Source organism: Streptomyces radicis (assembly GCF_003626575.1).
GTDB classification, from domain to species: domain Bacteria; phylum Actinomycetota; class Actinomycetes; order Streptomycetales; family Streptomycetaceae; genus Streptomyces; species Streptomyces radicis.
Genome location: NZ_RBDY01000002.1, coordinates 510,365 through 536,691 on the forward strand (window position 1 = coordinate 510,365; position 26,327 = coordinate 536,691).

Annotated in this window: 30 protein-coding genes and 3 tRNA genes; 13 read left to right on the forward strand and 20 right to left on the reverse strand. The window is 73.5% G+C overall.

What is annotated here, in order from left to right; all coding sequences use genetic code 11:
• Positions 1-102 precede the first annotated feature (102 nt).
• From D7318_RS05300 to D7318_RS05315, 4 genes are all read left to right on the forward strand, one after another.
• The gene (locus D7318_RS05300; protein WP_120695638.1) at positions 103-420 is read left to right on the forward strand and encodes a hypothetical protein; all 318 of its coding nucleotides are present in this window, start codon (positions 103-105) and stop codon (positions 418-420) included.
• Positions 421-719: 299 nt separating this feature from the next.
• Entirely contained in the window at positions 720-1,658 is a 939-nt protein-coding gene (locus tag D7318_RS05305) for a DUF1906 domain-containing protein (RefSeq protein WP_183091502.1), read from the forward strand.
• A gap of 138 nt (positions 1,659-1,796) precedes the next feature.
• Positions 1,797-2,351 (forward strand): SigE family RNA polymerase sigma factor, encoded by a 555-nt coding sequence (locus D7318_RS05310; RefSeq protein WP_120695640.1) that lies wholly within the window; start codon positions 1,797-1,799, stop codon positions 2,349-2,351.
• 130 nt (positions 2,352-2,481) lie between these two features.
• A complete protein-coding gene (locus tag D7318_RS05315) occupies positions 2,482-4,143 on the forward strand; it encodes a long-chain fatty acid--CoA ligase (protein ID WP_120695641.1) in 1,662 nt (553 codons plus the stop codon).
• Positions 4,144-4,158: 15 nt separating this feature from the next.
• Here the strand turns inward: D7318_RS05315 and D7318_RS05320 are convergent, their stop codons facing one another.
• Positions 4,159-7,551 carry a hybrid sensor histidine kinase/response regulator gene (locus D7318_RS05320; RefSeq protein WP_120695740.1) on the reverse strand — a complete coding sequence of 1,131 codons (3,393 nt, stop codon included), beginning with the start codon at positions 7,549-7,551 and terminating at the stop codon, positions 4,159-4,161.
• A 114-nt stretch (positions 7,552-7,665) separates the two neighbouring features.
• Positions 7,666-8,076 (reverse strand): SSI family serine proteinase inhibitor, encoded by a 411-nt coding sequence (locus D7318_RS05325; protein WP_120695642.1) that lies wholly within the window; start codon positions 8,074-8,076, stop codon positions 7,666-7,668.
• Between the two features lie 179 nt (positions 8,077-8,255).
• Between D7318_RS05325 and D7318_RS05330 the strand changes: the two genes are divergently transcribed.
• From D7318_RS05330 to D7318_RS05340, 3 genes are all read left to right on the forward strand, one after another.
• Positions 8,256-8,345: transfer RNA gene (locus D7318_RS05330), tRNA-Ser, on the forward strand.
• 132 nt (positions 8,346-8,477) lie between these two features.
• Positions 8,478-8,550, forward strand: a tRNA-Arg gene (locus tag D7318_RS05335).
• Positions 8,551-8,731: 181 nt separating this feature from the next.
• The gene (locus D7318_RS05340) at positions 8,732-8,953 is read left to right on the forward strand and encodes a hypothetical protein (protein ID WP_120695643.1); all 222 of its coding nucleotides are present in this window, start codon (positions 8,732-8,734) and stop codon (positions 8,951-8,953) included.
• A 50-nt stretch (positions 8,954-9,003) separates the two neighbouring features.
• Here the strand turns inward: D7318_RS05340 and D7318_RS05345 are convergent, their stop codons facing one another.
• The 8 genes from D7318_RS05345 to D7318_RS05380 all read right to left on the reverse strand — a co-directional run bounded on the left by D7318_RS05345 (position 9,004) and on the right by D7318_RS05380 (position 14,898).
• Positions 9,004-9,333, reverse strand: coding sequence for a hypothetical protein (locus D7318_RS05345; protein ID WP_120695644.1), 330 nt, complete (start codon positions 9,331-9,333; stop codon positions 9,004-9,006).
• Positions 9,334-9,541: 208 nt separating this feature from the next.
• Positions 9,542-11,527: a bifunctional glycosyltransferase 87/phosphatase PAP2 family protein gene (locus tag D7318_RS05350; RefSeq protein WP_120695645.1), complete on the reverse strand. Its 1,986-nt coding sequence runs from the start codon at positions 11,525-11,527 to the stop codon at positions 9,542-9,544.
• Positions 11,528-11,671: 144 nt separating this feature from the next.
• Positions 11,672-11,953: a hypervirulence associated TUDOR domain-containing protein gene (locus D7318_RS05355; protein ID WP_120695646.1), complete on the reverse strand. Its 282-nt coding sequence runs from the start codon at positions 11,951-11,953 to the stop codon at positions 11,672-11,674.
• Between the two features lie 57 nt (positions 11,954-12,010).
• A complete protein-coding gene (locus tag D7318_RS05360; RefSeq protein WP_120695647.1) occupies positions 12,011-12,244 on the reverse strand; it encodes a hypothetical protein in 234 nt (77 codons plus the stop codon).
• Between the two features lie 181 nt (positions 12,245-12,425).
• On the reverse strand, positions 12,426-12,833 hold the full coding sequence (locus tag D7318_RS05365) for a phosphotransferase (RefSeq protein ID WP_230423371.1): 408 nt from the start codon (positions 12,831-12,833) through the stop codon (positions 12,426-12,428).
• A 39-nt stretch (positions 12,834-12,872) separates the two neighbouring features.
• Complete coding sequence (locus D7318_RS05370; protein ID WP_183091501.1) at positions 12,873-13,502, reverse strand: HhH-GPD-type base excision DNA repair protein; 630 nt, start codon at positions 13,500-13,502, stop codon at positions 12,873-12,875.
• Positions 13,499-14,386, reverse strand: coding sequence for an LLM class F420-dependent oxidoreductase (locus tag D7318_RS05375; protein WP_120695648.1), 888 nt, complete (start codon positions 14,384-14,386; stop codon positions 13,499-13,501). Before D7318_RS05375 ends, D7318_RS05370 begins: the two co-directional genes overlap by 4 nt.
• Positions 14,387-14,415: 29 nt before the next feature.
• On the reverse strand, positions 14,416-14,898 hold the full coding sequence (locus D7318_RS05380) for a Rieske (2Fe-2S) protein (protein ID WP_120695649.1): 483 nt from the start codon (positions 14,896-14,898) through the stop codon (positions 14,416-14,418).
• 119 nt (positions 14,899-15,017) lie between these two features.
• On the opposite strand from D7318_RS05380, the gene D7318_RS05385 reads away from it, so the two are divergent.
• From D7318_RS05385 to D7318_RS05395, 3 genes are read left to right on the forward strand one after another with little or no spacing between them, the layout of a single operon-like run.
• Positions 15,018-15,422: a hypothetical protein gene (locus D7318_RS05385; protein WP_120695650.1), complete on the forward strand. Its 405-nt coding sequence runs from the start codon at positions 15,018-15,020 to the stop codon at positions 15,420-15,422.
• The gene (locus tag D7318_RS05390; RefSeq protein WP_120695651.1) at positions 15,419-15,931 is read left to right on the forward strand and encodes a sigma-70 family RNA polymerase sigma factor; all 513 of its coding nucleotides are present in this window, start codon (positions 15,419-15,421) and stop codon (positions 15,929-15,931) included. Before D7318_RS05385 ends, D7318_RS05390 begins: the two co-directional genes overlap by 4 nt.
• Positions 15,928-16,563 carry an anti-sigma factor family protein gene (locus tag D7318_RS05395; protein WP_120695652.1) on the forward strand — a complete coding sequence of 212 codons (636 nt, stop codon included), beginning with the start codon at positions 15,928-15,930 and terminating at the stop codon, positions 16,561-16,563. Before D7318_RS05390 ends, D7318_RS05395 begins: the two co-directional genes overlap by 4 nt.
• A 34-nt stretch (positions 16,564-16,597) precedes the next feature.
• Here D7318_RS05395 and D7318_RS05400 read toward each other — a convergent pair whose 3' ends face one another.
• Positions 16,598-17,911, reverse strand: a complete 1,314-nt coding sequence (locus D7318_RS05400; RefSeq protein WP_120695653.1) for a glycoside hydrolase family 16 protein — start codon at positions 17,909-17,911, stop codon at positions 16,598-16,600.
• Between the two features lie 164 nt (positions 17,912-18,075).
• Between D7318_RS05400 and D7318_RS05405 the strand changes: the two genes are divergently transcribed.
• The gene (locus D7318_RS05405; RefSeq protein ID WP_120695654.1) at positions 18,076-18,300 is read left to right on the forward strand and encodes a hypothetical protein; all 225 of its coding nucleotides are present in this window, start codon (positions 18,076-18,078) and stop codon (positions 18,298-18,300) included.
• 97 nt (positions 18,301-18,397) lie between these two features.
• Here the strand turns inward: D7318_RS05405 and D7318_RS05410 are convergent, their stop codons facing one another.
• The 6 genes from D7318_RS05410 to D7318_RS05430 all read right to left on the reverse strand — a co-directional run bounded on the left by D7318_RS05410 (position 18,398) and on the right by D7318_RS05430 (position 21,810).
• On the reverse strand, positions 18,398-19,270 hold the full coding sequence (locus D7318_RS05410) for an RNA polymerase sigma factor SigF (RefSeq protein ID WP_120695655.1): 873 nt from the start codon (positions 19,268-19,270) through the stop codon (positions 18,398-18,400).
• A gap of 211 nt (positions 19,271-19,481) precedes the next feature.
• Positions 19,482-20,264, reverse strand: a complete 783-nt coding sequence (locus tag D7318_RS05415) for an RNA polymerase sigma factor SigF (protein ID WP_120695656.1) — start codon at positions 20,262-20,264, stop codon at positions 19,482-19,484.
• 140 nt (positions 20,265-20,404) lie between these two features.
• Positions 20,405-20,566 carry a hypothetical protein gene (locus tag D7318_RS32655; RefSeq protein WP_183091500.1) on the reverse strand — a complete coding sequence of 54 codons (162 nt, stop codon included), beginning with the start codon at positions 20,564-20,566 and terminating at the stop codon, positions 20,405-20,407.
• Between the two features lie 84 nt (positions 20,567-20,650).
• Positions 20,651-20,737, reverse strand: a tRNA-Ser gene (locus tag D7318_RS05420).
• A 10-nt stretch (positions 20,738-20,747) separates the two neighbouring features.
• Entirely contained in the window at positions 20,748-21,260 is a 513-nt protein-coding gene (tadA, locus tag D7318_RS05425; protein WP_408055445.1) for a tRNA adenosine(34) deaminase TadA, read from the reverse strand.
• A gap of 16 nt (positions 21,261-21,276) precedes the next feature.
• The gene (locus tag D7318_RS05430; protein WP_120695657.1) at positions 21,277-21,810 is read right to left on the reverse strand and encodes a tRNA adenosine deaminase-associated protein; all 534 of its coding nucleotides are present in this window, start codon (positions 21,808-21,810) and stop codon (positions 21,277-21,279) included.
• Between the two features lie 232 nt (positions 21,811-22,042).
• Between D7318_RS05430 and upp the strand changes: the two genes are divergently transcribed.
• A complete protein-coding gene (gene upp, locus D7318_RS05435) occupies positions 22,043-22,678 on the forward strand; it encodes a uracil phosphoribosyltransferase (RefSeq protein ID WP_120695658.1) in 636 nt (211 codons plus the stop codon).
• A 25-nt stretch (positions 22,679-22,703) separates the two neighbouring features.
• Here the strand turns inward: upp and D7318_RS05440 are convergent, their stop codons facing one another.
• From D7318_RS05440 to D7318_RS05450, 3 genes are all read right to left on the reverse strand, one after another.
• Complete coding sequence (locus D7318_RS05440) at positions 22,704-23,363, reverse strand: LytR C-terminal domain-containing protein (protein WP_230423372.1); 660 nt, start codon at positions 23,361-23,363, stop codon at positions 22,704-22,706.
• Positions 23,364-23,452: 89 nt separating this feature from the next.
• Positions 23,453-23,749, reverse strand: a complete 297-nt coding sequence (locus D7318_RS05445; RefSeq protein WP_049576857.1) for a type II toxin-antitoxin system VapB family antitoxin — start codon at positions 23,747-23,749, stop codon at positions 23,453-23,455.
• 94 nt (positions 23,750-23,843) lie between these two features.
• Positions 23,844-25,304 (reverse strand): M28 family peptidase, encoded by a 1,461-nt coding sequence (locus tag D7318_RS05450; protein ID WP_183091499.1) that lies wholly within the window; start codon positions 25,302-25,304, stop codon positions 23,844-23,846.
• A 97-nt stretch (positions 25,305-25,401) separates the two neighbouring features.
• Here D7318_RS05450 and D7318_RS05455 point away from each other — a divergent pair, with 97 nt between their 5' ends.
• Positions 25,402-26,325, forward strand: a complete 924-nt coding sequence (locus D7318_RS05455; protein WP_120695659.1) for an AEC family transporter — start codon at positions 25,402-25,404, stop codon at positions 26,323-26,325.
• Positions 26,326-26,327 lie beyond the last annotated feature (2 nt).

Sequence of the window (26,327 nt, forward strand, 5' to 3'; positions counted from 1 at the left end):
TCCCATGGGCAACTCTGGTTCCGCGACGTCGCGGTCCGTTTCAGGCAGTCGGCCAACTGCCTTGCCCACCGCAGGATTCACACATTCCACGGAGGATTCCACATGGCAAGCATCCGCACCGCCCGCACCCTCGCCGTTCTCGCCTCGGTCCCGCTGTGCCTCGGCCTGGCCGGCGGCGTGGCGCACGCGTTCGCCGACACCGAGGTGGACACGACGAACGCGTGGGCCTCCGGCAATCTCGGGTCGCTGGGCAGCGGGGTGGTCGGCGCCAACGACGGGAATGTCGCGACCACCCAGCAGTCCGCCATCGGCTCCGGCGCGAGCAACGAGAGCAACACCGCGGGCATCGCCGACTCCCCCTTCGCCGCCATCGACCAGTCCGACCGGACGTACACGATCGTCTTCGGCTTCGACTGGTGAGCCGGGGCTGATCCGAGGGCCGGATGGCGCCACCGGGTGCGTCCGGGTGCGTCGGGGAGTCACACGCCACCGGCCCTTCGGACACCGGGAAGGGTCGGGCCGCGCGGCCGCACCGCTGGGTGCGGCCGCGCGGTCGCGTCAACGGCCCCGCGCGCCCGAGAGGGTCCCCGCGCGCTTCGGCTCCCCGGCCACCCGGCTCCCCGGCCGCTCGATTCCCCGCCGCCCCCGTGCGGATGAACCCGCCGCCCCACCGAGAGTGTCACCGCCGCCACCCCCGCCCCCCGGCCTTGGATCGACCCATGCGGTATGCCCATCACACCGGCCTGTTGGCCCGCGGCCCCTGGCTGCCCCTGCTGCTCGCGCTCGGCGCCCTGGCCGCCACCGTGACCCCGGCGCTCGCCGGCCCGCCCCGCGACCCCAGGCCTGGCCCTGGCCCTGTGCCCGCGTTCACCCCCGGCGGACCCGCCACCACGAGCGGCGACCTCACCGCCGCGGGCGCCGAGATCTACGAGGGCCACGCGTTCGACACGTGTGACGCCCCGTCGGCCGCCGCCATGCGCGACTGGCTCGACTCCCCCTACCGCGCCGTCGGCGTCTACATCGGCGGCCGGGGCCGCGCCTGTTCCGCCCAGCCGAACCTCACCCCCGACTGGGTCGCCGACGTCGACTCGATGGGCTGGCGGCTGCTCCCCCTCTACGTCGGCTCGCAGGCCCCCTGCGTCCGCGACGACGACAAGAGCCGCGTCCCCATCGACGCCACCCGCCCCCGCCAGCAGGGCGCCGCCGAGGCCGCGGACGCCATCGCCGCCGCCGAGTCCCTCGGCCTGGCCCCCGGCAGCCCGATCTACCTCGACATGGAGGACTACGACCAGCGCGACGGCGCGTGCGCCGACACCACGCTCGCGTTCGTCCAGGCGTTCTCCCGCCACCTCACCGACCGAGGCTGGATCCCCGGCTTCTACTCCAGCGCGACCTCGGGCATCGCCCACCTGGAGGACGCCCGCGTCTCCGGCGCCGCCGACCTCCCCGACGTCCTGTGGTACGCCCGCTGGCGCACCGCGCCCACCCTCGTCGACGAGCCCGTTCTCGACCCCGGCGCATGGCAGCCGCACCGCAGGATCCACCAGTACGAGGGCGACGTCACGGAGACCCATGGCGGCCGGAGCATGCGCGTCGACCGCAACGTCGTGCACGCCCCCGTGGCCGTCCTCCACAACGATCATCAGGTGAATCCCTGAGCCATCCCCGGGGACGGGAACGCGCCGCCTCCACCTCTGGGAGGTGGAGCCAGCCCCCCTTCTACACCCTGGGGCGGAGACCTCATCACAACCTGTGGCCGATCCCCGAGGGGGGTGAAGTCTCCTAATTTGTAAGACATGACCACGCCCAGGACCGCCGAGCCGGGAGAGCCTCCCACCTTCACCTCATACGTGCAGGCCAGGGGCACCGTGCTGCTGCGCGCGGCCCGCTCGCTCACCGCCAATCCCAGCGATGCCGAGGACCTGCTCCAGACCGCGCTCACCAAGACCTATCTGGCCTGGGAGCGCATCCAGGACCACCGGGCCGTCGACGGCTACGTCCGCCGCGCCCTGATCAACACACGGACGTCGCTGTGGCGCAAGCGCCGCGTGGACGAGTTCGCCGTGGAGGAGCTGCCCGAGCCCGACCCGCTGCCCGAGCCCGACCCGGCCGAGCAGCAGGCCATCCGCGACGCCATGTGGCGCGCGGTCGTCAAGCTGCCCGCCCGCCAGCGCGCCATGGTCGTCCTGCGGTACTACGAGGACCTGAGCGAGGCGTCGACCGCCGAGGTGCTCGGCGTCTCCGTCGGCACGGTCAAGAGCGCCGTCTCCCGCGCCCTGGCCAAGCTCCGCGAGGACGAGGAGCTCGCCGACGTCGCCCGCCGCGCCATCCCGGTGGCCGCGGCCGCCTGACCGATCCCCCGACCGGCCGTTGGCCGACCAGGGAAGAGCCGCGTCGCGCCGCGGAGTTGGTGCAGACGGCTGGTGCCGGACGGCGCCCCCGCACCACAATCACCGGATACCCAAGCCGCAGGGAGGCCCGGTGCTCGGCACGATGCAGGACGTACCCCTACTGGTGAGCCGCATCCTGCGGCACGGCGCGACGGTCCACGCCGGATCCACGCTCACCACCTGGACCGGCGACCCCGCGGCGCCGCACCGCCGCACGTTCGCCGAGACCGGCGCCCGCGCCGCCCGGCTCGCCCACGCCCTGCGCGAGGAGTGCGGCGTCCGCCCAGGCGACGCGGTCGCCACCCTGATGTGGAACAACGCGGAGCACGTCGAGTGCTACTTCGCCGTCCCCGCCATGGGCTCCGTCCTCCACACGCTCAATCTGCGCCTGCCCACGGACCAGTTGACCTGGGTCGTCCGGCACGCCGCCGACCGCGTCATCGTCGTCAACGGCACGCTGATCCCGTTGCTCGCGCCCCTGCTGCCCCACCTGCCCTCCGTCGAGCACGTCATCGTCGCGGGCCCCGGCGACACGGCGCCCCTGGACGGCGCGCGCGCCACCGTTCACGCCTATGAGCCCCTGATCGAAGGCCGCCCCACCGACCACGACTGGCCCGAGCTTGACGAACGCACCCCCGCGGCCCTGTGCTACACATCGGGCACCACGGGCCACCCCCAGGGCGCCGTCTACACCCACCGCTCGATCTATCTGCACTCGATGCAGGTCAACATGGCCGAGTCCATGGGCCTCACCGCGGCCGACACGTCGCTGCCCGTCGTCCCGATGTTCCACGTCAACGCCTGGGGCATCCCGCACGCCGCCCTCATGTCGGGGGCGAGCCTGCTGCTGCCCGACCGCTTCCTCCAGCCGGGCCCGCTCGCCGAGATGATCGAGACCGTACGCCCCACGCACGCCGCCGCCGTTCCTTCGATATGGCAGGGCCTCCTCGCCGAGCTCGCCGAACGCCCCCGCGACATCGCGTCGTTGGCCACCGTCACCATCGGCGGCTCGGCGTGCCCGCCCGCGCTGATGAAGGCGTTCGACGAGCGGCACGGCGTCCGCGTCTGCCACGCGTGGGGCATGACCGAGACCTCGCCGCTCGGCACCACGTCGCAGCCGCCGCCCGGGCTGAGCGCCGAGGAGGAGTGGCCCTACCGCGTCTCGCAGGGCCGGTTCCCCGCGGGCGTCGAGGCCCGCCTCGCCGGCCCCGACGGAACGTTCCTGCCCTGGGACAACGCCTCCGCGGGCGAGCTCGAGGTCCGCGGCCCCTGGATCGCCGCCGCCTACCACGGCGGCCCCGACGCCGAACCCCTGCGCCCCGACGACAGGTTCAGCCCGGACGGCTGGCTGCGCACGGGCGACGTCGGCGTCATATCCCCCGACGGCTATCTCACCCTGACCGACCGCGCCAAGGACGTCATCAAGTCGGGCGGCGAGTGGATCTCATCGGTCGCCCTGGAGAACCACCTCATGGCCCACCCCCGCGTCGCCGAGGCCGCCGTCATCGCCGTCCCCGACGAGAAGTGGGGCGAACGCCCCCTGGCCGCCGTGGTCCCCGCCGACGACGGCGAACCCCCCGTTCCCCCCGAGGAGTTGCGCGCCCACCTGGCCGAGCGCTTCCCCCGCTGGCAGCTCCCCGAGCGCTGGACCCGGGTGGCGGCCGTGCCGAAGACGAGCGTGGGCAAGTTCGACAAGAAGGCGCTGCGCGCCCTCCACCGCGAGGGCGCCCTCCTCGTCACCCACCTCACCTGAGCCCCCGGCCCTGGCTCAGTGCGCGCCGATCTTCGTGAGCAGGTCGACGATCCGCGCCTGGACCTCGGGGTTGGTGGAGCGCTCCGCGAGGAACAGCACCGTCTCCCCCGAGGCCAGCAGCGGCAGCTGCGCGGGGTCCATCTCGGCGGCGGTGTAGACGACGAACGGCGTGCGGTTCAGCAGGCCGTTGACCCGCAGCCAGTCGATGATGCCCGCGCGGCGGCGCCTGACCTGGTTGAGGTCCATGACCACGAGGTTCGGCCGCAGCTGGGACGCGACCTCCATCGCCTCGGCGTCCGACGTCGCGTGCGCGGCCTGCATGCCGCGCCGCTCGAGCGAGATCGTCAGCGCCTTGGCGATCGTGTCGTGCTCCTCGACCAGCAGCACCCGCGGCGGGTGCTGGTCGCTGTCGCGCGGCGCCAACGCCTTGAGCAGCACCGCGGGATCGGCCCCGTACGCCGCCTCACGACTCGCCTGCCCGAGCCCGGCCGTCACCAGCACCGGCACCTCGGCGGCCACCGCGGCCGAACGCAGCGACTGCAACGCCGTCCGCGTGATCGGCCCGGTCAGCGGGTCCACGAACAACGCCGCCGGATACGCCGCGATCTGCGCGTCCACCTCCTCGCGCGAGTGCACGATCACGGGGCGGTAGCCGCGGTCGGTCAACGCCTGCTGCGTCGACACGTCGGGCTCGGGCCACACCAGGAGGCGGCGGGGGTTGTCCAGCGGCTCGGGTGGGAGCTCGTCGTCCGCGGGGGCGGGCGGGCGCTTCGGGAGCCGCCGTTCGTCGATCACCTCGACCGCGCCGTTCGGCCCGTCGAGCGGCTCGGGGCCCTCGGCGGCGCCCGCGGCGGGCGCGCCGATCGCGAACTGCCGCCCGCGGCCCTGCGTCTCCTGCGGCTGTCCCGACTGGCCTGGCTGGCCCGGCTGCGGGGGCGCGGAGGGGAGCGCGTGCGGGGGCGTGCCCTCGGGCGCGTCGAGGCGCGGGTCCTCCGCGGGGGGCGTGGCCAGCTTCCGCCTGCGCGCCGGCGGCGCCACGGCGCCCTGGGGCGCGGGCTGGTGCTGTGCGGGCTGGTGCTGCGCGGGTGGCGCGGGGAGTTGGGGCACCACGGGCACGCCCTGCCCGAGCGTCTGGACGCTGACGCCGGGGGCGCGCGCGTCGGACTTGGCGCGTTCGCTGCCCGGCATGGGCAACGCGCGCGGCTGCCGCGGCGACGGGCCGACCGGCGTGCTCCCGTCGAGGATCGGGCTGGCCGCCACCACCGAGTGCTCCACCACGGGCGGCTCGTCGGACTCCTCGGCCTGTGGCGGCTGGGGAGGCGACGGCTGCTGCTGGTGCTGGTGCTGCTGCGGGGGCTGGGCGACGGCGGGCTCGAGCGCGGCGGCGCCCGAGGGGGCCTGCTCATCGACCGGCGGCTTGGCCCGCCTCCTGCGCCCGGTCGGCGCCTCGTCGGCGGGCGCCTCGGGGCGCGGGGCCTCGGCCGTGGGCGCCAGCGCACGCCGGCGCCTGCCGTTGCCCGTGTCGCCCTCCGCGCGCTGCTCATGCGCCTGTGGGGCCTGCTGCTGCGGCTGCCGCTGCGGCAGCTCGGGCCGCGCGCCCTCGGGCAGCGGCCCGTACACCTGACCCCGCCCCTGGCTCCCGGACTGCTGCCGCGCCGCGTCGCCCGGCGCCTCCTGCGACTGACCCGGCTGACCCAGCTGTCCCGGCTGTCCCGACTGCCCTGGCTGACCCGGCTGTTCGGGCCCCGACGGCCCCTGCTCCGGCTGCTGCTGCTCGGGCGCCCGCCTGCGCCGCCGCCCCGTCGGCGTCTGCGGCACCGGCTCGATCGCCACGGGCGCCTTCCTCGCGGCCGCCCCCGTCCCCCGCACCGGCTGCGCGGGAACGGGCATCACCGTCGTGTCGCCGCTGGCGTCCCGCGGCTTGGCCACCGGCGCCGTACCACCGCCCGCGGCCACCGGCACCTCGAGCACATACGCGGCCGTTCCCGCCACGTCATGCGTCTGGAGCACACCCCCGTGCTGCTTGACGATCCCCCGCACGATCGGCTGGTGCACCTGGTCCCCGCCCGGATAGGGGCCGCGCACCTCGATCCGCACCACGTCGCCGCGCTGTGCCGCGGCCACCACGATCGTCGAGTCCCCCGCCGGCGCGCCCCCGGTGACCGCGCTCCCCGTGGCGTCCACCCCGGCGACATCCGCCACCAGGTGCGCCAGCGCCTGCGCCATGCGCTCCGGGTCGACCTCGGCCTCGATGGGCGGGGCGTGCACCGCGAACTGCGCGCGCCCGGGCCCGATCAGCTCGGTCGCCCCCTCGACCCCGGCCGACACGACGGCGTCGAGCGACACCCGTTCGAGTGCCAGCTTCTCGTGGCCCTCGTCGAGCCGCTGATAGCTGAGGACGTTGTCCACCAGGGTCGTCATCCGCGTGTACCCGGCGGCCAGATGGTGCAGCACCTGGTTCGCCTCGGGCCACAGCTGCCCCGCGGGGTCGGTGGCGAGGGCGGACAGCTCGTTCCGCAGCTGCTCGAGCGGGCCGCGCAGGCCCTCGCTCAGCACCGACACGAGCTGCGCGTTGCGCGCGACGAGCGAGTCCATCGCGCGCCGGTCGGTGAACGCGAGCACCGCGCCCACCAGCTGGTCCCCGTCCCGCACCGGCGCGGTGGTGAGGTCCACCGGCACCGCGCGGCCCTCCTTCGTCCACAGCACCTGCCCGCGCACGCGGTGCTTGCGCCCCGAGGTGAGGGTGTCGTGCAGCGGCGTCTCCTCGAACGCCAACGGCGTCCCGTCCGCCCGCGAGTGCTGGACCAGCGGGTGCAGCTCCTGGCCGCCGAGCGCGCTGGCCCGGTGCCCGAGGATCTGCGCGGCCGCGGGGTTGACCAGCACGATCCGGCCCGCGGTGTCGACGCCCACGACGCCCTCGGAGGCGGCGCGCAGGATCATCTCGGTCTGCCGCTGCTGGCGCACCAGCTCGGCCTCGGTGTCCAACGCGTCGGACAGGTCGCGGACCACCAGCACCAGGAGCTCCTCACCGGAGTAGTCGTCGGCGAACGCGGCCTCGATGGCGGAAGCGTACGGGGCGTGGCCCGCGTTGAGCCCCGCGCTGGTCACCTCGACGGGCAGCTCGGTGCCGTCCGTGCGCCGCGCGACCATCCGCGTCGGCCGCGTTCTGATGCTGGGATCCTCCTCGGGGCGGCGCATCGAGCCGGGGATCCGGCGCGGGTCGAAGTCCGGGACGATGTCGAGGAGTCCGCGCCCCACGAGGGGGGCGCCGGGTACCTCGAGGGTCTCCACGGCGATGGCGTTCGCGTTCACGACGGTGCCGTTGCCGTTGACGAGCAACAGTGCGTCGGGCAGCGCGTCGAGTATGGCGGCGAGGCGAGCAGCGCCCCTCGCTGGCCTGCTGCTCACGACGTCGGTTCCTCCCTTGACCCACGTGTTCAGGTGCACGTAGCCCGTGCGTGTCATCAGAGGGAGTCTACGGCCCGGCGCAACGGGCGCGACGGTCCGTTCCGAAGTCGCTGCTCAGCCGTCGATCCTGGGCAAGGCGGGCACGAGCGCGTCCCACCGTTCGATCTCGCAGCCGTTGACCCGGCTGAAGGTCGCCCTGACGGGCTCGCCCGCCCACACGCCCTCCACCTCGGCGGTGGCCGAACCCCCCCACATATAGGTGCACATCGCGTCCTTCGGCACCGCGGCGAACGGCGCCGCGGACCCGTCGATCGCCGCGCACGCCTCGGTCGGCCGCGGGTGCTCGCCCCCGGCGGGGTGGCAGCGCAGCTCGTAGGTGCCGTCGTCCGCACCGCTGTTGGCGACGGTGATGACCAGCCGGTGGGCGTCCTGCCGCCCCCGGGGCTCCTGCGGCTCGTGCGCGGCGGCGGGCGCGGCGGCGGACGCGACGAGCGCGAGGGCGGCGGCGAGGGTCTTGTGCGGCATGGGGGTGCTCCAGCTCCATGATCGAGGAGGCGCCGGGCGCGCCTCCGCTCCCACTGCTAACGCTCCCGCCCCGATCGCGTTGCGCAACTCGACGCGACGGCCACACGCCCATAGGGTGGAATCCGATTGGCTGCGGCCGTTCGGGCTGTGGCATCATTTGCTCGCACGCCCGCGTGCGAGGAGGCTTCGCCTAGTCTGGTCTATGGCGCCGCACTGCTAATGCGGTTTGGGGTAACCCCCCATCCCGGGTTCAAATCCCGGAGCCTCCGCACCTTGACGAGAGCCCTGGTCCAGCCCCGCTGACCAGGGCTTTTCTCGTCCCCGATCGCGCGCCCGCGGAACTGATTTCACCCTCTGCCCGAGGTCATGTAGTGTGTTCCCCACACCGGCCCCCAGGGCAGGCGCTCGTAGCTTAACGGATAGAGCATCTGACTACGGATCAGAAGGTTGCAGGTTCGAATCCTGCCGAGCGCGCACCAGGTCAGAGCCCCTGTCGATCACTCGACGGGGGCTTTCGCGTGGGCGGTGACCCCCACGTTCGACGCCAACGCGCGCCGGCGACCGTGCGGCGAGGGGGGCGCGCCCGGGGCCCTCGCCGAACAGCGGACGCGGACGGCCGCCGCCGACGGCGACACGCAGGCGCATACTGGCAGCGATGACAAAGTCAGCGGTACCGAAGCGCCACTTGCCCACCAGTCCCTTCAAAGCCCCGGTCGCGCCGCCCCCGAAGCAGTTCGCCGTGGGCGACCAGGTCACCCACGACGTGTACGGCCTGGGCCGAGTGCTCAGCGTCGACGCCGAAATCGCGGTTCTTGTCGATTTCGGTTCGGTGCGAGAGCGGATCTTGAGTCCGTACACCAAGATGAGCAAGCTCTAGAACCCCTGTGCCGTTCACGGGCCGCGGCTCGGACGTTCGCCGTTCGTCGTTCAGGGCGAGGGCGTGAAGCCCGCGGACAGGTCGAGGCGGACCGGAGGGCCGGGGGTTGTGGGGATCCAGCCCTGGCGAAGGGCGAGTTGGACGGCGCGGGCCACGTCGGACGGCAGGACCGGCCTGGCCTCGCGCCCGAGCCAGTTGCCTGGGTGCGGCTGGCCCGTGGTCACCACGAGCGTGGTCCCCGCGGCGTCCGCGTGCTCCACCGCGAACGTACAGGGGCTCCAGGCCAGGGCCTGGCAGTAGCTCGGCTTGTGTCGCACCCGCCAGCGATAGGCCGTGCCGTCGACGACGATGCGCCGCGCTCCCTTGCGGACCAGAGCCATGGAAACCTCCTCACCGCCGAGGATGCCAGCCGCGCCCGGCCGCGCGCCATCGCGACGAACGTCAACGGGTCGTCGAGCGGGGAACGCGCCACCCACCGCCCCCTCGCCGAGAAGCCTCCTCGGCCATCCCCGGACGATCGCGAGGAAAGCTCATGCCGTCCATTGTCCGGAGTGCGGGCGGCGGGCCGTACGGGCGGAGCCCGTCGGCTCAGCTCGGCAGCCCCGCCGTCGGGCGCGGCGTCGGGGGCTTGTGCGCAGGCGCCGGGGCGTGCGCCGGGAGCGCGGACATCGTCGTCAGGGCGCGGTGCACCGCCATCGAGGCCGCCCAGCCCGCCGCCACCACCGCCGCGCCGCCCGCCGCGTCCAGGAGGTAGTGGTTCGCCGTGCCCATGATCACCACCGTGGTCAGCAGCGGATACGCGAAGCCCGCCCAGCGCAGCCAGCGGTACGGGGCCGTGCGCCACAGGACGAGCGCGCACCACAGCGACCAGCCGACGTGCAGGGACGGCATCGCGGCATAGGGGTTGGTGATCCCGGTGAGGGCGCCGTAGCGCGGGTCGTTGAGGTCCTGCGGGCCGTTGGCCGTGTCGATGTAGCCGAGGCCCGGCATCAGGCGGGGCGGCGCCAGCGGGTAGAGCCAGAAGCCGACCAGGCCGAACAGCGTCGTCAACGCCAGCCAGCGCCGCGCCCAGCGGTAGTCGGCGGGGTGCCGGATCAGCAGCCAGCCGAGGATCGTCAGCGGGACCGCGAAGTGGAACGTCGCGTAGTACAGGTCCATCGCGTCGGCGAGCCAACGGGTCTCGGCCACCAGCTGGTTGAGGCCGTGCTCGATGTCGATGTGGAGGAAGCGCTGGATGTCCAGGATCTGGTGGCCGTGCGCCTCGGCCGTCTCCCGGTCCCCGCGCGCGTACGAGCGGACCCAGGAGTACGCCCAGTAGCCGACGCGGATCAGCAGCAGCTCGAGCAGGAGGTTCGGGCGCGAGGCCAGGCCCGCGCGCACCGGGTGCGACCACAGCGCCGAGTCGCGGGACAGGAAACGCATCGCGCACGCCGTCAACAGGGCGGCGATCAACGGGATGTTCTCGCCGATCACGGCGAGCGACTCCAGCCTCGGCACCAGCGCCGTGCCCTCGAGCGCGAGCGCGAGCACCACGAACACCGGCCACATCGGCCGGTCCGCCGTGCGCCGCCCCGCCCGGCCCGCGAGCGCGAACAGGATCCACACCTGCTGGTGCTGCCACGCCTCGGGCGTCGCCGCGAGCGCCGCGCACCCGATGATCGCGGCGGCGAGCAGCGGCTGCCCGTCGGCGGCGTAGCGCGTCGCGCGGCGCAGCGCCAGGGCGCACACGGCAACGGCGAGCGCCACGAACAGGGCGGTCCCGCCCGGCCCTTCGAGGCCGAGGCGCAGCAGCGCGCCGTGCAGTGACTGGTTGCTCAACGCGTCGGGCGCGGCCTCCCACGCCACCCCGCCCCCGCGCGTCGCGGCCCAACCCAGCGCGTACGCCGCCGCGAACGCCCCCACCATGGTGAACGCGCCCCCGCGCCGCCCCATCAGCCACAGCAGCGCGGCGAACAGCAGCAGCGTCGGCTGCGTCGCCGCCGCAAGGCCGAGCGCGACGCCGCCCGCGACCTGCCGCCCGCCCACGGCTCGGCGCCCGCGCGCCCCCTCGTACGCCCGCGCTCCCCCGTACGCACGCGCCCCCTCGTACGCGCGCGCCGCGAGCAGCCAGCCCGCCAGGGCGAACAGCACGGCCAGCAGGCCGGGTCGGGCCAGGGTGAACGTGTCGCGGACCGGCAGGACGATCAGCAGCAGGGAGATCGCGACGGGCGTGGCCCACGCGCGCTGCGCCTCGGGCAGCCCGCGGGCGGCGAGCACGCCGAGGGCGACGAGCGCGAGCAGCGTGCCGAACGCCCAGACGGCGCCCACCTGGGCGGTGGGAACGGCGGTGAGCGGCTCGATCAGCAGCGCGGCGAACGGGCTTCCGCCCAGGATGTGTCCTTCGGGCGGCAGGGCGAGCCGTTCGTCGACGGGCAGCCGCAGCGCCTCCGCGGCCTGCCGCGCCGCGAGCAGCCCGGCGAGCAGCCACAGGCACCAGACCGACCAGGCCCCTGGCCCGCCCCGCCCCTCGTCCGTCGCCACCCCGGCCCCCGCCGCCGTCCCCGACGTCTCCGCCGTTCCCGCTCTGTCCGTCACGTCTCCGCCACCCGAACGCTCCGCGTCGGCGAAGTGAACGGCCGACGACCACGAACCTACCCGGAGCGTGGCGAACGGTGACGCGGTGGGGCGATGATCGAGCGGATCTGACCGGTCAGTGGCGCGGTGGCATGCGGGAAACGGTCAGGAACGGTCGTCCAGCCGGGTCAGCGCCTCGGGCCTGTGCACCGCGGTGCCCCCCGACGCCTCGCTGACGACCTCGTAACGGGGAGCGTTGGGCGAGGCGTTCACGGTGCGCCCTGCGGCCTCGGTCCGCTCGGTGATCTCGCGCACGACCGTGCCCACGGCCACGCTCCCATGGCTCCGCCAGGACACACGGTCGCCCCGGCGGAGCCTCTCGGGAGCGCGTCCCTCATCCCCTGTCACGGTCGCCGAGTGCCCACGGGGCGCCCGGTCAATCCGCATCGGCGGAAGAAAACAAAAGAAATCCGACAAAGGTTGATGTGTCGGCATCAACGCGCGTCAATATGGCTGACGAGCGCGCCGGTTCAACTCGGCGACGCGGGAGCTGAGCGACTCGCTCGCGCTCAGCGGCAGCACGTCCTGCGGATACGCGGTCCACTCCTGGCCACCGCCGGGTGGGCGCAGCCACAGGGTGCCGTGGAGGTGGGCCATGACGCGGCCGACCTTGTCGCGTGAGGTGTCGCGGACCATCGTGCCGACCTCGGGGAAGGCCGTGGGGGGTGTGCCAGTCATAGCGGACTCCGGGGGAGGAGATTCCGTGCCGGTGCGATCAGCATTCTTCCCTCACTTGCCCGCTCATGGGGTCTTCGACAATTCGCACGGCCTTACTCAGAGGTAAATTTGAGCTTCGGTCTGAGGTTCGAGCTGAGCCGTGGGTGAGCCGTGGGTGAGCCATGGGCGAGCCGCGGGTGGGCTACGAGCTGAGCCCCGCCGCCGCCTCCCCCGCGACATCCGGCCACCGCAGCCGCGCGACCAGCGCCAACGCCTCCCCGACCGCCGCGTGCTCACCGTTCGCGAGCCCGGGATCGGCCGCCCGCCGCGCGCCCGCCTCTGCCGGGCTCGCGGCGCCCGACCCGAGCGCCGCCAGCAGCGTCGGCCCTTCGATCCGCTCGAGCACCAGATCGGTGAACGCGGGGGCCGCGCCGGGGTGGACGGCGGGCACCGGGTACCCCGCGGCGGCGAGCTCGGCCATGAGCGCCGCCTCGCCCCGCGCGTCGGCGCCGTCGCGGTAACGGCGCAGCACGCGCGTGTCGTCCCCGGCGACCGCGTACACATCGGCGCTCCTGCCACGGCCGAGCAACGTTCCCGCGCGCACCACCACCCCGGCCAGCCTACGCGCGCCCCCCGAACGCGCCCCGCGCTACGACGAGCGCTCCCCCGCGGCCCGTTTCGCCTCCTGCTTGGTCGCCCGCACCCGGGCCAGCGCCTCGGGCCCGGTGATGTCCGCGACCGAGCGGAAGACGCCCTCGTCGCCGTACGGGCCCGCCGCCTCGCGCCAGCCCTCGGGCCGCACCCCGAGCCGCTTGCCGAGCAGCGCCAGGAAGATCCGCGCCTTCTGCGGCCCGTACCCGGGCAGCGCCTCGAGCCGCTTCAGCAGCTCCCCGCCCGTGGCCACCCCGCGCCACACCGCGCCCGCGTCCCCGGCGTACCGGTCGACCACGTGCTGGCACAGCCGCTGCACGCGCCCGGCCATCGACGCGGGGTAGCGGTGCACGGCGGGCTTGGCGGCCAGCAGCGCGGCGAACGCGTCGGGGTCGTACGCCGCGATCTCCCGCGCGTCCAGGTCGTCGCGGCCCATCCGGGTCGCGATGGTGTGGGGTCCGGTGAACGCCCACTCCATCGGCACCTGTTGATCGAGCAGCATCCCGGTCAGCGCCGCGAGCGGGCTGCGCGCGAGGAGCGCGTCCGCCTCGGGCCGTTGCGCGATCCGCAGCCCGCGCCCCTCCGACGCCCCCTCCGCCCGCTCCCGCCCCGGCTCGCGCGCCGTCACGCACCGCCCCCGAGGCCGAACGCGGGCGCCAGCGCGCGGTACGCATCGAGCGGCAGCTCGCCGCGCGTGTCATCGGTGACGACCTGGAGCGCGACATGGTTCGCGCCCCCCGCGAAGAACGCGTTGACCTTGCGCGCGATCGTCTCCGCGTCCCCGATCGCGAACACCGCGTCGAGCAGCCGGTCGCCCCCGCCGTCCGCGAAGTCCTCGTCGCCGAAGCCGAGGCGGCGGAAGCTGCGGACATAGTTCTCCAGCTGGAGATAGCCGGACAGATACGCGCGGGCCCTCGCGCGGGCGCGTTCCGCGTCGGTGTCGAGCACCACCTTGAACTCGGGCGCGAGCACCGCCGCCTCGCCGAGCAGCTCGCGCGCGGTCGCGGTGTGCTCGGACGTCACCAGGTACGGGTGCGCCCCGGCCGCGCGGTCGCGGGCCAGGCGCAGCATCCGCGGGCCGAGGGCGGCGAGCACGCGGCGCTCGGCGGGCACGGGCGTCGGCGCGTCGTCGAGCGCGTCGAGGAAGCGGACCATCGCCTCGACGGGCCGCCGGTAGCGGTCGGTCAGCGCGCTGTGGCTGACGCCGAGGCCCAGTACGAACCGGCCCTCGTGCGCGGCGTTCACCTCGGTGAACGCCGCGGCCACGTCCGTGGGTTCGTGCTCCCAGATGCTCAGGATGCCGGTGGCGACGGTGATGCCGGTGGTGGCGTCGAGCAGGGGGACGACCTGCTCGACGCTCGGGCTGCCGCCGACCCAGAGCGTGCCGTAGCCCAGCGTCTCGAGCTCCTTGGCCGTCTCCGCGATCTCGCCGCCGCGAGCGGGGTCCCCGGAACGCAGCGCGGTGCTCCAGATCCCGACGCGGCCGAGGTCGTGCGCGAGTGAAGTGTCCATGCGGGCCACAACCCGCGTGCGCGAGACCGCTATTCCGCGACGATCCGGTCGCCCTCGATTCTCACCCCGATGGCGGGCAGCGGTTCGCCCGCCGGGCCCTGGAGGACCTCGCCGGTGGCCGCGTCGAAGCGCGAGTTGTGGCAGGGGCACGCCAGCTCGGCGCCCTCGGCCACCACGGAGCAGCCCGCGTGGGTGCAGATCGCGCTGAACGCCGCCACGGTCGCCTCGTCGGCGCGGAAGAGGAACGCCTCCTCGCCGTCGGGGGTCGTGGCGGCGAACGCCTCGCCGACGGGCACGTCGTCGAGCGCGGCCAGGGAGCCGGGGGCGCCGCCGGAGTCGGCGTCGCCCGAGCCGCCGTCCGAGCCCGCCTCGTCGTCGGCGCCGGGGCCGGACGAGCCGCCGGAGCCGCCCGAGCCGCCGGAGTCGTCGCCGCACGCGGTGAGGGCCAGGGCACCGGCCGAGGCGGCCGTGGCGGCGAGGAGGGCGCGGCGCGTGTGTGGGGTCGCAGTCATACCCGTCCACACGGAGCGACCCCGGGACGGGTTCACCGCCGCGGAAAGGTTCTACGGTGAACCGTTCCGCCCGCCGCCTCGTGAGGGAGGGAGGAACGAGAGCGGAGGGCGGTCGGACCATGATCGGCTGGGGACTGCGGATACTGGTGGCGCTCGGCCTGCTCGGGTCGGCGTGGGTGCACTGGGTCGTCTGGGAGGACTGGGCGCGCTACGACGACGAGGTGGGCCCGATGTTCCTGGTGAACGTCGGCGCGGGCGTCGTGATCGCGGTCGCCGTGCTCGCGTGGCGCGGGCACTGGCTGCCCGAGCTGGCCGCGGTCGCGTTCGGCGCGGCGACGCTTGCGGCGTACGTGCTCTCGCTGACCGTCGGATTCTTCGGGGTCGAGGAGCAGTTCCGCACGGATGAGGAGGTCTGGGGCGTGATCACGGAGGTGGGATGCGTGCTCTTCGGCCTCGCGCTCCTCGCGCTGCGGTTCAACGTCCCGCGCCGGGGTGCGCGGGAGCGGCAGGGCGCGCGCGCATGAGCGAGGGGGCGGAGGACCAGTTGATGCGCGCCCTGCATGACGAACATGCCGCGGCGCTCTGGTCGTTCGCCCTCCAGCTCACCGGCGGGGACCGGGCCAGGGCCGAGGACGTCACGCAGGAGACCCTGCTCCGCGCGTGGCGCCACCCCGGCGTGCTGGACCAGTCCGCGCGCTCCGCCCGCTCGTGGCTGTTCACGGTCGCCCGGCGCATCGTGATCGACGGGTGGCGCTCGGCGGCGGCGCGCGCCGAGATCACCACCGACGCGCCCCCCGAACAGGCGGTGCCCGACGACACCGAACGCGCCGTCCAGGGCTGGCTCGTCGCCGACGCGCTGAGCGAGCTGTCCGAGCGCCACCGGGAGGTGGTGGTGCTCTGCTATTTCCAGGGGCTCTCGGTGGCCGAGGCCGCGGCGCGGCTGGGGATCGCCGAGGGAACGGTCAAGTCACGGACGCACTACGCCCTTCGCGCGCTGCGCCTGGCGCTCGAGGAGAAGGGCGTGACCCGATGAGCGGGGATCCTTACCGCGTGTTCGACGGGGCCTATGTGCTCGGCGCCCTCTCGCCGCAGGACCGGGCCGCGTTCGAGGAGCACCTGCGGGAGTGCGACGACTGCGCGCGCGCCGTGCGCGAGCTCGCCGGGCTCCCCGGGCTGCTGGCCGGGGCCGAGACGGCGGCCGTCGTGGAGCGCCCGCCGGAGGGCCTGCTGCCCGCGATGCTCGGGGAGGTGGCCGCGGCGCGGCGCAGGCGCCGGGTGATCGCGGTCGTGGCGGCCTCGGCGGTGACCCTCGCGGCGTGCCTGGCCCTGGTGTTCACGGCCGCGCGGCTCGACGGCGACGACGGCCCCGCGTCGGCCGCGATGACGCCCGTCGGCTCCTACCCCGTCTCGGCGACGCTGCGCCTCGACGACGCCGAGTGGGGCACGCGCGTCGAGATGGAGTGCCGGTACGGCGGCGACCGCGGCGGGGACTACCTGCTGGTCGCGGTCGGGCGCGACGGGGGCACGGAGGAGCTCGCGCGCTGGTACGCGCTTCCGCGCGACTCCGCGTCCCTCGAGGTCGGGACCCCGCTGCGGCGCGCGGACATCGAGGCCCTCGAGGTCCGCACGCCGAGCGGGGTCACGGTGCTGCGGCTCACGCCCTGAGCCGCGTCAACGCCGACGGCGCGTCAACGGGGCGTCAACGGGGCGCGTTCCACTTCTGGTTCGCCGCCCCGGTGCACGTCCAGAGCTGCAACCGCGTGCCGTTGGCGCTCGTGTTGTCCCGCACGTCGAGGCACTTGTCGGCGCGTGGGTTGACGATGTCGTTCGCGGCGCTGACGACCCACTGTTGATTGGGTCCGCCATGGCAGTCCCAGAGTTGGAGCGCCGACCCGTCCGTCACGCCGTCGCCCGTGATGTCGAGGCACTTGCCGAGGGCGCGCACCGTGCCGTCGCTCCCGAGCGTCCACTGCTGCGCGCTCGTTCCGTTGCAGTCGTAAAGCTGCACAGGGGTCCCATTGGCGCTGCTCGCCCCCGCGACGTCCACGCACTTGCCGCCGAGGCCGGTGATCGGGCCGGTGCGGCCGACCGATCCGGTGTCCGTCGTGACGCGCACATGGTCGACCGTGAGCTGCTGCGGGAACTGCGTCGAGCCGTCGGGGTCGCCGGGCCAGTAGCCGCCGATCGCCAGGTTGAGGATCAGGAAGAACGGCTTGTTGAACACCCAGGCGTCGCCGCCCAGATCGGTCGGCGTCCTGGTCTGGTAGGTGTTCCCGTCGACCGACCAGGTGATCCGGTCGGGCGACCAGTCCACCGCGAACGTGTGGAAGCCGTCAGCGAACCGCTGACCGTTCGGCAGCGTGTACGCCGCCCCGATGCCCTCGGCGCCCGAGTAGCCGGGGCCGTGGATCGTGCCGTGGACGGTGCTCGGCTCGGAGCCGATGTTCTCCATGACGTCGATCTCGCCGCTCGCGGGCCAGCCGATGTCGCCGATGTCGTTGCCCAGCATCCAGAACGCGGGCCAGACGCCCTGGCCTTGCGACATCTTGATGCGGGCCTCGACGCGCCCGTACTGGGCCGTGAAGCGGCCCGCGGTGTTCATCCGGGCCGAGGTGTACTCGCACCGGCCGTACCAGCACTGGTAGTCGCCGGGGTTCTCGCGGCGGGCCTCGATCACCAGCTGGCCCTGGCCGTTGAGCTTCGCGTTGTTGTTGCCCGGTGTGTAGTACTGCCGCTCGTGGTTGTTCACGTTGTCGCCGACCTCGAGCTGCCACTTGCCGCCGTCGACGCCCGAGCCGGCGGGGCCGTCGAAGGTGTCCTCGAAGACGACGGCCATGGGCACCGCGTCATCGGAGGTGGCCTGGTCTGCCGAGCTGAGCTGCTCGGTGAGGGGCCGGGAGGCGGCGGGTGGAGCGGATTCACCGGCCGTTCCGGCCGAGGCGCCGTTCTGTTGCAACGTCCAGCTCACGGCGAGGACCACCGCCGCGGCGACCACGCGTCTGGCACGCTTCATGGACACCACATCCAGTCAGGGGGAGTTGTGGGGGCGCCCCATTTCACAGCGTGGCGTAGACCAATTCAAGGGGTTGGTGCGACCCGGTAAGTTCCGGAACGAACGGGCCCGTCGGCGGCGGCCGGGTGTTGGCCGCGGGCGTCCGTTCGCTAGGGTCGGCAGGCATGGCGCACAACCCTCACACTCCCCAGCCGCACCAGGGTCCGCAGGACCACGACCCGGCGGGCAGCACCCAGATGTTCCAGGCGTTCGTGAACGACGACTCCACCGCGCGGCGTTCGACGCCGACGGCCACGCAGGGCGCGGGCTCGCGCACCGGCCTGATCGCCGGGGTGGTGGTGGCGGCGGTCGTGGTGATCGCGGCCGTGGCCTGGCTCGCCCTCGGCTGAACGACTCCCTCGGCCGAACGCCGGGGCCGCTCAGGCCCGTTGACGGGGCCCGTTGATCTCTCGGACCGGCGGAACCGCCCTCCGCCGGTCCGTCCCTTCACTCCTCGGCCGTCAGGCCCTCGCGCAGCTGGGCCAGCGTCCGTGTCAGCAGCCGGGAGACGTGCATCTGCGAGATGCCGACCTCCTCGCCGATCTGGGACTGCGTCATGTTCCCGAAGAAGCGGAGCATGATGATCCGCCGCTCGCGCGCGGGCAGCCGGGCGAGCAGCGGCTTGAGCGACTCGCGGTACTCGACGCCCTCCAGGGCGCTGTCCTCGTACCCGAGGCGGTCGGCCAACGAGCCCTCGCCGCCGTCCTCCTCGGGCGAAGGGGAGTCCAACGAGCTCGCGGTGTACGCGTTTCCCACGGCGAGGCCGTCGACGACCTCGTCCTCGGTGACGCCGAGGCACGCGGCCAACTCGGGGACGGTCGGGGAGCGGTCGAGCCGCTGCGACAGCTCGTCGCTCGCCTTGGTCAGCGCGAGCCGCAGCTCCTGGAGCCGACGCGGGACGCGCACCGACCAGGACGTGTCGCGGAAGAAGCGCTTGATCTCGCCGACCACGGTCGGCATCGCGAACGTCGGGAACTCCACGCCGCGTTCGCAGTCGAAGCGGTCGATGGCCTTGATCAGCCCGATCGTGCCGACCTGGACGATGTCCTCCATCGGCTCGTTCCGGCTGCGGAACCGGGCGGCTGCGTAGCGCACCAACGGCAGGTTGAGCTCGATCAGGGTGTCCCGCACATACCCGCGCTCCGGGCTGTCCACGTCGAGCGTGGCGAGCCTGAGGAACAGCGAGCGCGAGAGCGTGCGGGTGTCGAGGTTGTCGGTCTCCGCGGGAGCTTCGTGCGGCAACGAGGGTACGTGCGGCGCGGGAACGTGCGGCGTGCCGTTCGTGGTGAGCACCTTGGAGCTGCCCAGTTCTACGGACATGCCACCCCCTTGAGGTCGTGGACGGGTCGCGACGGCGCGGTGGACGGATGGGGCGTCCGACGAGAGGGCGCCCTCTCGTGGATACCGGTCCTGCCGCCACGGCAAACGCGGTTCCAACAGAATGTCACATGTCATCAACGCGACGTAGCTTCATGTCGATAAAACGGCAGAGCGCGCACGGGAGTTCCCGGTCCGGGGTCGCTCGTCCGACTCAGGCGTCGATCGGATTTGCGGAGCGCAGCCGTGTGAAGCTCCGGGTCAGCAACCGGGAGATGTGCATCTGCGAAACCCCCAACTCGGCGGAGATCTGCGACTGCGTCAGGTTCCGGTAGTAACGCATCAGCAGGATCCGGCGTTCCCGCTCGGGGAGTTGGACCAGCAGGTGCCGTACCAGCGCCCGGTGCTCGACGCCCGCGAGCTCGGGGTCCTCGTAGCCGAGCCGGTCGATCAGCCCCGGCATCCCGTCGTCGCGCTCGCTCGCCGCCTCGAGGGACGCGACGCGGTACGCGCGGCCCGCGTCCAGGCTGGCCAGCACGTCCTCCTCGGGGACCCGCAGCCGTTCGGCGATCTCCCCGGCGGTGGGCCGCCGTCCGCGCGCGACCGTCAGCTCGTCCGCGGCCACCCGCACCTGCGCCCACAGCTCGTGCAGCCGCCGCGGCACGTGCACGCTGCGCACGCTGTCCCTGAAGTACCTGCGGATCTCCCCGATGATCGTGGGCATGGCGAATGTCGGGAACTGCACGCCGCGCTCGCAGTCGAAGCGGTCGATCGCGTGGATGAGCCCGATCGTGCCGACCTGGACGATGTCCTCCATCGGCTCGTTGCGGCCGCGGAAGCGGACGGCGACGTAGCGCACCAGCGGAAGGTTCGCCTCGATCAACGCCCCGCGGATCCGGGCGTGCTCGGCGGTCCCGGTCGCGCAGCCGGCCAGCCGCTCGAACAGGCTCTGCGTCAGCGCGCGTGCCTCCGCACCCGGGCTCTGCGTCGCCGCCACCTGCCGACCACCCCTTCACGGCCGTCACAACCGGCAAAAGCAGTCATAGCATCACAAGACATGTCCACTGTGTGCAAGCACCGGGCGACGACGTGTTGATCAAGGGCCGGGGTCAACGCGCCACGGTCAACGGACCACGGTCAACGCGCGACGAGGTCGCCGACCCCGTCCACGGCCCCCGAGACGGCCTCGAACGCGAGCGCCACGAACTCGGCCGAGCGCGTGGGCGAGAGGACGACGGCGGCGAACACCGCCACCAGGAGCAGATAGAGCGCGGCCCTGCGCGCCAGCGCGATGGTCATGGCCACCTCCTGATCGGTGCGCCGCGATGGACGAAGGGGCCGACCCGTCGAACGGGCCAGCCCCGGAGTCTTCCTGCTGACGAGCGGTAGCGGAGGGATTTGAACCCTCGGTGGAGTTGCCCCCACACTCGCTTTCGAGGCGAGCTCCTTAGGCCGCTCGGACACGCTACCGGGAGGAAGCCTATCCCACGCCGGGGGTCGGCCGACAATCGGTATCGCGAGCGCGGAAGAACGCCGTGAGGGGGGCGGCGCACTCGGCCGCCAGGACGCCGGGGATCACCTCGGGACGGTGGTTGACGCGGCGGTCGCGGAGCACGTCCCACAGGGAGCCCGCCGCGCCCGCCTTGGGGTCGATCGCGCCGTACACCACGCGCTCCACGCGGGAGAGCACGGCGGCGCCCGCGCACATGGCGCACGGCTCGAGCGTGACCACGAGCGTGCAGCCCGTCAGGCGCCAGGCGCCCGACGACGACGCCGCGGCGCGGAGGGCGAGCACCTCGGCGTGGGCCGTCGGATCGCCGGTGGCCTCCCGCTCGTTGCGCGCGCGGGCGAGCACGGGGCCGCGGGATCCGCCGGGGCCGAGCAGCACCGCCCCCACGGGCACGTCCCCCGTGCCTGGGGCGGCCTCGGCCTCGGCGAGCGCCTGCCGCATCGCGGGGACCCATGGGTCGCGCAGCGGGTCGGGCGCGTTCACCGGTGCCGGGCCGCCCTCACCTCACGGCCTCGAGGACGTCCGCGCAGCCGAGCGCGTCCGCGATCTCGCTCAGCGCGTCGTCGGGGGCGAGCTTGAGCACGGTCCCGGCCTCGATGCCGAGGTCGGCGAGGATGTCGGCGTCGCCGAGCGGCCCACGCGGCACGGCATCGGGCCCCGCGGGCTCGTCGTCGCCCTCGTCCTCGTCCACGGCGCCGTCCTCGGTGCCGTCGAGGTCGACGAGCTGGTCGAGCACGTCCTGGTCGTCGGGCTCCCGGCCGAGCAATTCGTCGGTGAGCAGGATCTCGCCGTACGCGCTGCGCATCGCCCGTGCGGCATCCGATACGAAGACCCTCGGGTCGTCCTCGCCGTCCACGCGGACGAGGCCGAACCACGCGCCTTCCTGCTCGATGCAGACGAGAACGGTCTCGTCGTCCGGAGCCGAGGCACGGGCCAGCTCTGCCAGCTCGTCCAGGCTCTCCACGTCATCGAGCTCTGTGTCACTCGCTTCCCAACCATCATCGGTCCGCGCGAGCAGTGCGGTGAAGTACACCGTGACTCTCCCCACTCGGTTAGGCAGTGCCACCTGCATCGTGGCAGAAAAGGGGTGCGCTGTCGGGTAACTCGGCAGTTCACCAACGGAATGTCCGCGCGGGCCGCGCCCGGCTCGTCCTCACCTCCGGACACCACTCTCCACGGCACCGTCGCTCATTGTCCACCAGGGGGGCGGGCTGTGAAACGGCCGGTCAGCGCGAGTGTCATACGCGTTCGATACTGTCGGGCCCATGCGGACCCATGTCGTCGACCACCCGTTGGTGGCGCACAAGCTGACCACGTTGCGCGACACGCGTACCGACTCCCCGACGTTCCGGCGGCTGGCCGACGAGCTGGTCACCTTGCTGGCTTACGAAGCGACCCGCGACGTCCGCACCGAGCTGGTCGACATCACGACGCCGGTGGCGGACACCACGGGTGTCAGGCTGTCCCATCCCCGACCCCTGGTCGTGCCGATCATACGGGCCGGTCTCGGCATGCTCGACGGGATGGTCAGGCTGCTGCCGCCCGCCGAGGTGGGCTTTCTCGGGATGATCCGCGACGAGGAGACGTTGCAGGCGTCGACGTACGCGAGCCGGATGCCGGAGGACCTCTCGGGGCGTCAGGTCTATGTCCTCGACCCCATGCTGGCGACGGGCGGGACGCTGGTCGCGGCGATCAGGGAGCTGATGGGGCGGGGCGCCGACGATGTGACGGTGATCTGCCTGCTCGCCGCGCCCGAGGGCGTCGAGCGCCTCGAGCGCGAGCTCGCGGGGGCGCCGGTGACGGTGGTCACCGGCGCGCTGGACGAGCGGCTGAACGAGCAGGGGTTCATCGTGCCGGGGCTCGGGGACGCGGGCGACCGCATGTACGGCACGGCGGACTGACGCGGGCGTTCCCGGGGCGGGGACCTCAGCAGGCGGGGGAGGCGTCCGCCGCGGGGGGCGCGGTGAGTTCGGCGAGGCGGCGCTCGGCCTCGTCCGCGGCGGTCAGCTCGGTGAAGCCCTCGCCGATCATCAGGTCCACGACCCGCGGGGGCTCCTCCTCCCCCGCGGGCTGTCTCGGCTCGGCGGTCTCCACGCCGTCCAGCTGGGTCGCGAGCACCGTCAGGGCGCCCGACTCCTCCGTCTGGGCGGTGCCGACCAGCAGCCCTGAGGCGTTCACCTGGCCGTCGTACTCCTCGGGGGCGTTGGCGACCTCGCCGATGGTGAAGCCGCGTTCGGCCAGGGCGTCGGCGGTGTCCTGGGCCAGTCCGGTGCGCGCCGTCGCGTTGAACACGTTGACGGTGATGGCGGCGGGCTCGGGGAGTCGCTCGGCGGTGCTCGCGGGGGTGCAGTCCTCACCGGCGCGCGCGCCGGCCTGTGCGCGGGGCGCGCGGCCGCCGTCGTCGTCACCGGAGAAGACGTCGACGAGCTGGAGCGTGCCGTAGCCGAGCATGCCGAGCGCCGTGACGCCGGCGACGAGCAGGAAGGCGGCGCGGCCGCGGCGCCGACGAGGGCGCATCCTGGGGTATCGGTCGCCCGTGACGCGGAACTTCTTGCCGCCCATGCCCGGGGGCGTCAGCATGCTCATGGCCGCAGCGTAGTCAGATGAGACGCGCCCGCCTACTAAATGATCAGCTCACCTGCCCGGGGAACCCGAACGCAGCAACGCCGCGCCCCTCACTCGAGCTCGAGCACGCGGGCGTGCAGCACCTGGCGCTGCTGGAGCGCGGCCCGCACGGCCCTGTGGAGGCCGTCCTCCAGGTAGAGATCGCCCTGCCACTTGACGACATGGGCGAACAAGTCGCCGTAGAACGTGGAGTCTTCGGCCAGCAGCGTCTCCAGGTCGAGCTGCTGCTTGGTGGTGATCAGCTGGTCGAGGCGCACCGGGCGCGGGGCGACGTCCGCCCACTGCCGGGTGTGGTCCCGGCCGTGTTCGGGGTACGGTCGTCCGTTGCCGATGCGCTTGAAGATCACACGGAGAGCCTACCGGGAGGGACGCTTCCGTCGCAGCCTCATGTCAGGGGGAGGAGTGGGGCGCGTCAAACGCCGGGGCGCCGCGCCGCGCGCGTCACTCGGGCAGCCGCCAGGCGTAGCCGCCGACCAGGTGCGCGATCACCTTCGCATGGGTGCCCAACGCCGTGGGGCTGACGTTCTCCAAGGTGTCGCACGCCGCGTGGTAGCAGGGGTCGTGGGGCTCGCCCGCCTCGCCGCCCCAAACCTCCGCGTCCGCCGCGGACTTGATGCCCTCGGCGCCGGTGAACGTGCCGCCCACCGGGATGCCGGCGGCCACGAAGGGGGCGTAGTCGCTGCGGCCGTCGAGCGCCGCCGGGCGGGTCGTCTCGCCGCGCTCGCCGAGGAAGGCGCTGATGTCGGCGGCGACGCCTGGTGTGCCCTCGTGGACGAAGTGCCCGTGGTTGGGCGAGCCGATCATGTCGAAGTTGAGGTAGACGTCGATGGCGTCGCGCTCCGTCCGGGACAGCCCGTCGACATAGTGCTCGGAGCCGAGCAGCCCGAACTCCTCGGCCGACCAGAGCGCGAACCGCACGCGGTGCGGGTGGCGGCCCCGCGGGTCCGCCTCGGCGAGGCGCAGCGCGGTCTCCAGGACACCGGCCGAGCCCGAGCCGTTGTCGTTGACGCCGGGGCCCGCGGGCACTGAGTCGAGGTGCGCGCCGGCCATCACCGTGTGGTCGGGGTCGCCGCCCGGGCTCTCGGCCAGGACGTTGAACGTCTCGCGGCGCTCCGCGACCTCCTCGAGCTCGAGCCTGACCTCCACCGTCTCGCCTGCCCTCTCGCCGCGTTCGACGGCGTCGGCCAAGGCGGCGCCGTCCTCGCGGGTGAGGCCGCCGACCGGGATCGTGGAGTCGTCGGGGCCGCCGAGGCTGCCGGAGAGCGCGCCGGGCGTGTTGTTGACGACGAGCGCCCCGAGTGCGCCCGCGCTCGCCGCGTTGGCCTCCTTCTGGGCGAACGTGCACGTGCCGCGTTCGATCAGGGCGATGCGGCCGCGGTGCGCCGCGGGGTCGAAGTCCTCGGCGGCGCAGCCTGTTCCCGCGGGGGCGAGCTCGGCCTCGACGCCGCCGGGCGGGGTGCTCGTGGTGTAGGTCAGGGCGCGCACCGGGATGTCGCGCGGCTCGGGATCCAGCGCGGTCAGCCGCTGGGTGACCGCCTCGCGGTAGGGGAAGTCGAAGCGCTGGTAGGTGACGTCGTATCCGGCCTCTTCGAGCAGCTCGCCGGCGTAGCGCGCCGAGCGCTCGTGGCCCGGGGTGCCCGCCGCGCGGGTGCCGTCGGCGCCGTCCGCGATCCGCTGGAAGGCGGCCAGGTGGCGCATCGCGCCCTCGGCCGTGACCGAGTCGACCAGCGCGCGCGCCAGCGCGTCATCGTCGCGCGCGCCGTTCGCCCCCTCGTTCAGCGCCGCCTCGTTCAGCGCCCCCTCGTTCACCGCCCCCCGTCCTTCGGCCGGGGCCGCGAACAGCAGCGCGGGCGCGGCGGCGGCCAGGACCACGGGCACGATCAGCCGGGAGAAGAAAGTCATGAAATGGGACTGTATCCCTCGATCTCGCCATGTGAGCGCCCATTGACCTCGGGGAAAATACGTCCGATCGTTCGAATGTGAGCGGAAGGGTGGCGACGTGGGTGGTGTGATCACCGGCTTCGCCATCATCGCCACCGTCATCGCCACCGGGTACCTCCTGGGCCGCCGCGGCTCCCTCGGCGACAACGGCCGCGAGGTGCTGACCAGGCTCGGCTTCCATGTGGCCACGCCCGCACTGCTGTTCGTGACCCTGGCCCACTCCGACCCGGCGCAGCTGTTCTCGCCACCCTTGCTGCTCAGCGCGATCGCGACGCTCGCCACGGCGGGCGTCTTCATCGCCGTCGGGGCGCTGCGCCGCTGGGGCGCGGGCCGGACCACGATCGGCGCGCTGTGCTCGTCCTATGTCAACGCGGGCAACCTCGGCATCCCCATCGCCGTCTATGTCCTGGGCGACGCCTCGCTCGTCGCCCCGATCCTGCTCTTCCAGCAGCTGGTCCTGTCCCCGGTCGCGTTGACGGTCCTCGACCTCACGGGCCCGTCGGCGGGCCGTCGCACGCCCTGGCAGCGGATCACCACGCCGTTCCGCAACCCCGTCGTCCTCGGCTCGCTCGCCGGGGTCTCGGTCGCCCTCTCCGGCTGGACCCCGCCGGGCGTCCTGCTCGAACCGGCCACGCTGCTCGGGAACATGGCGGTCCCCGCCGTGCTGCTGGCGTTCGGCATCTCGCTGCGCGGCAGCCCCGTGCCGGGCCGGGGCCCCGAGCGCGGGCCCGTGCTGCTCTCCGTGGTCCTCAAGTCCTGGGCGCAGCCGCTGATCGCGTGGGCGCTGGCCACGTGGGTGTTCGACCTGTCGCCCGACGACCGGCTCAACGTCGTGGTGACCGCCGCCCTGCCCGCCGCCCAGAACCTCTTCACCTACGCGTCGCACTACGGCACGGCGCCCCAACTGGCCCGCGAGTCCATCCTCCTGTCCACGGCCCTTTCCGTCCCCACCCTGACGGTGACGGCGGCCCTCCTCGGCTGAGC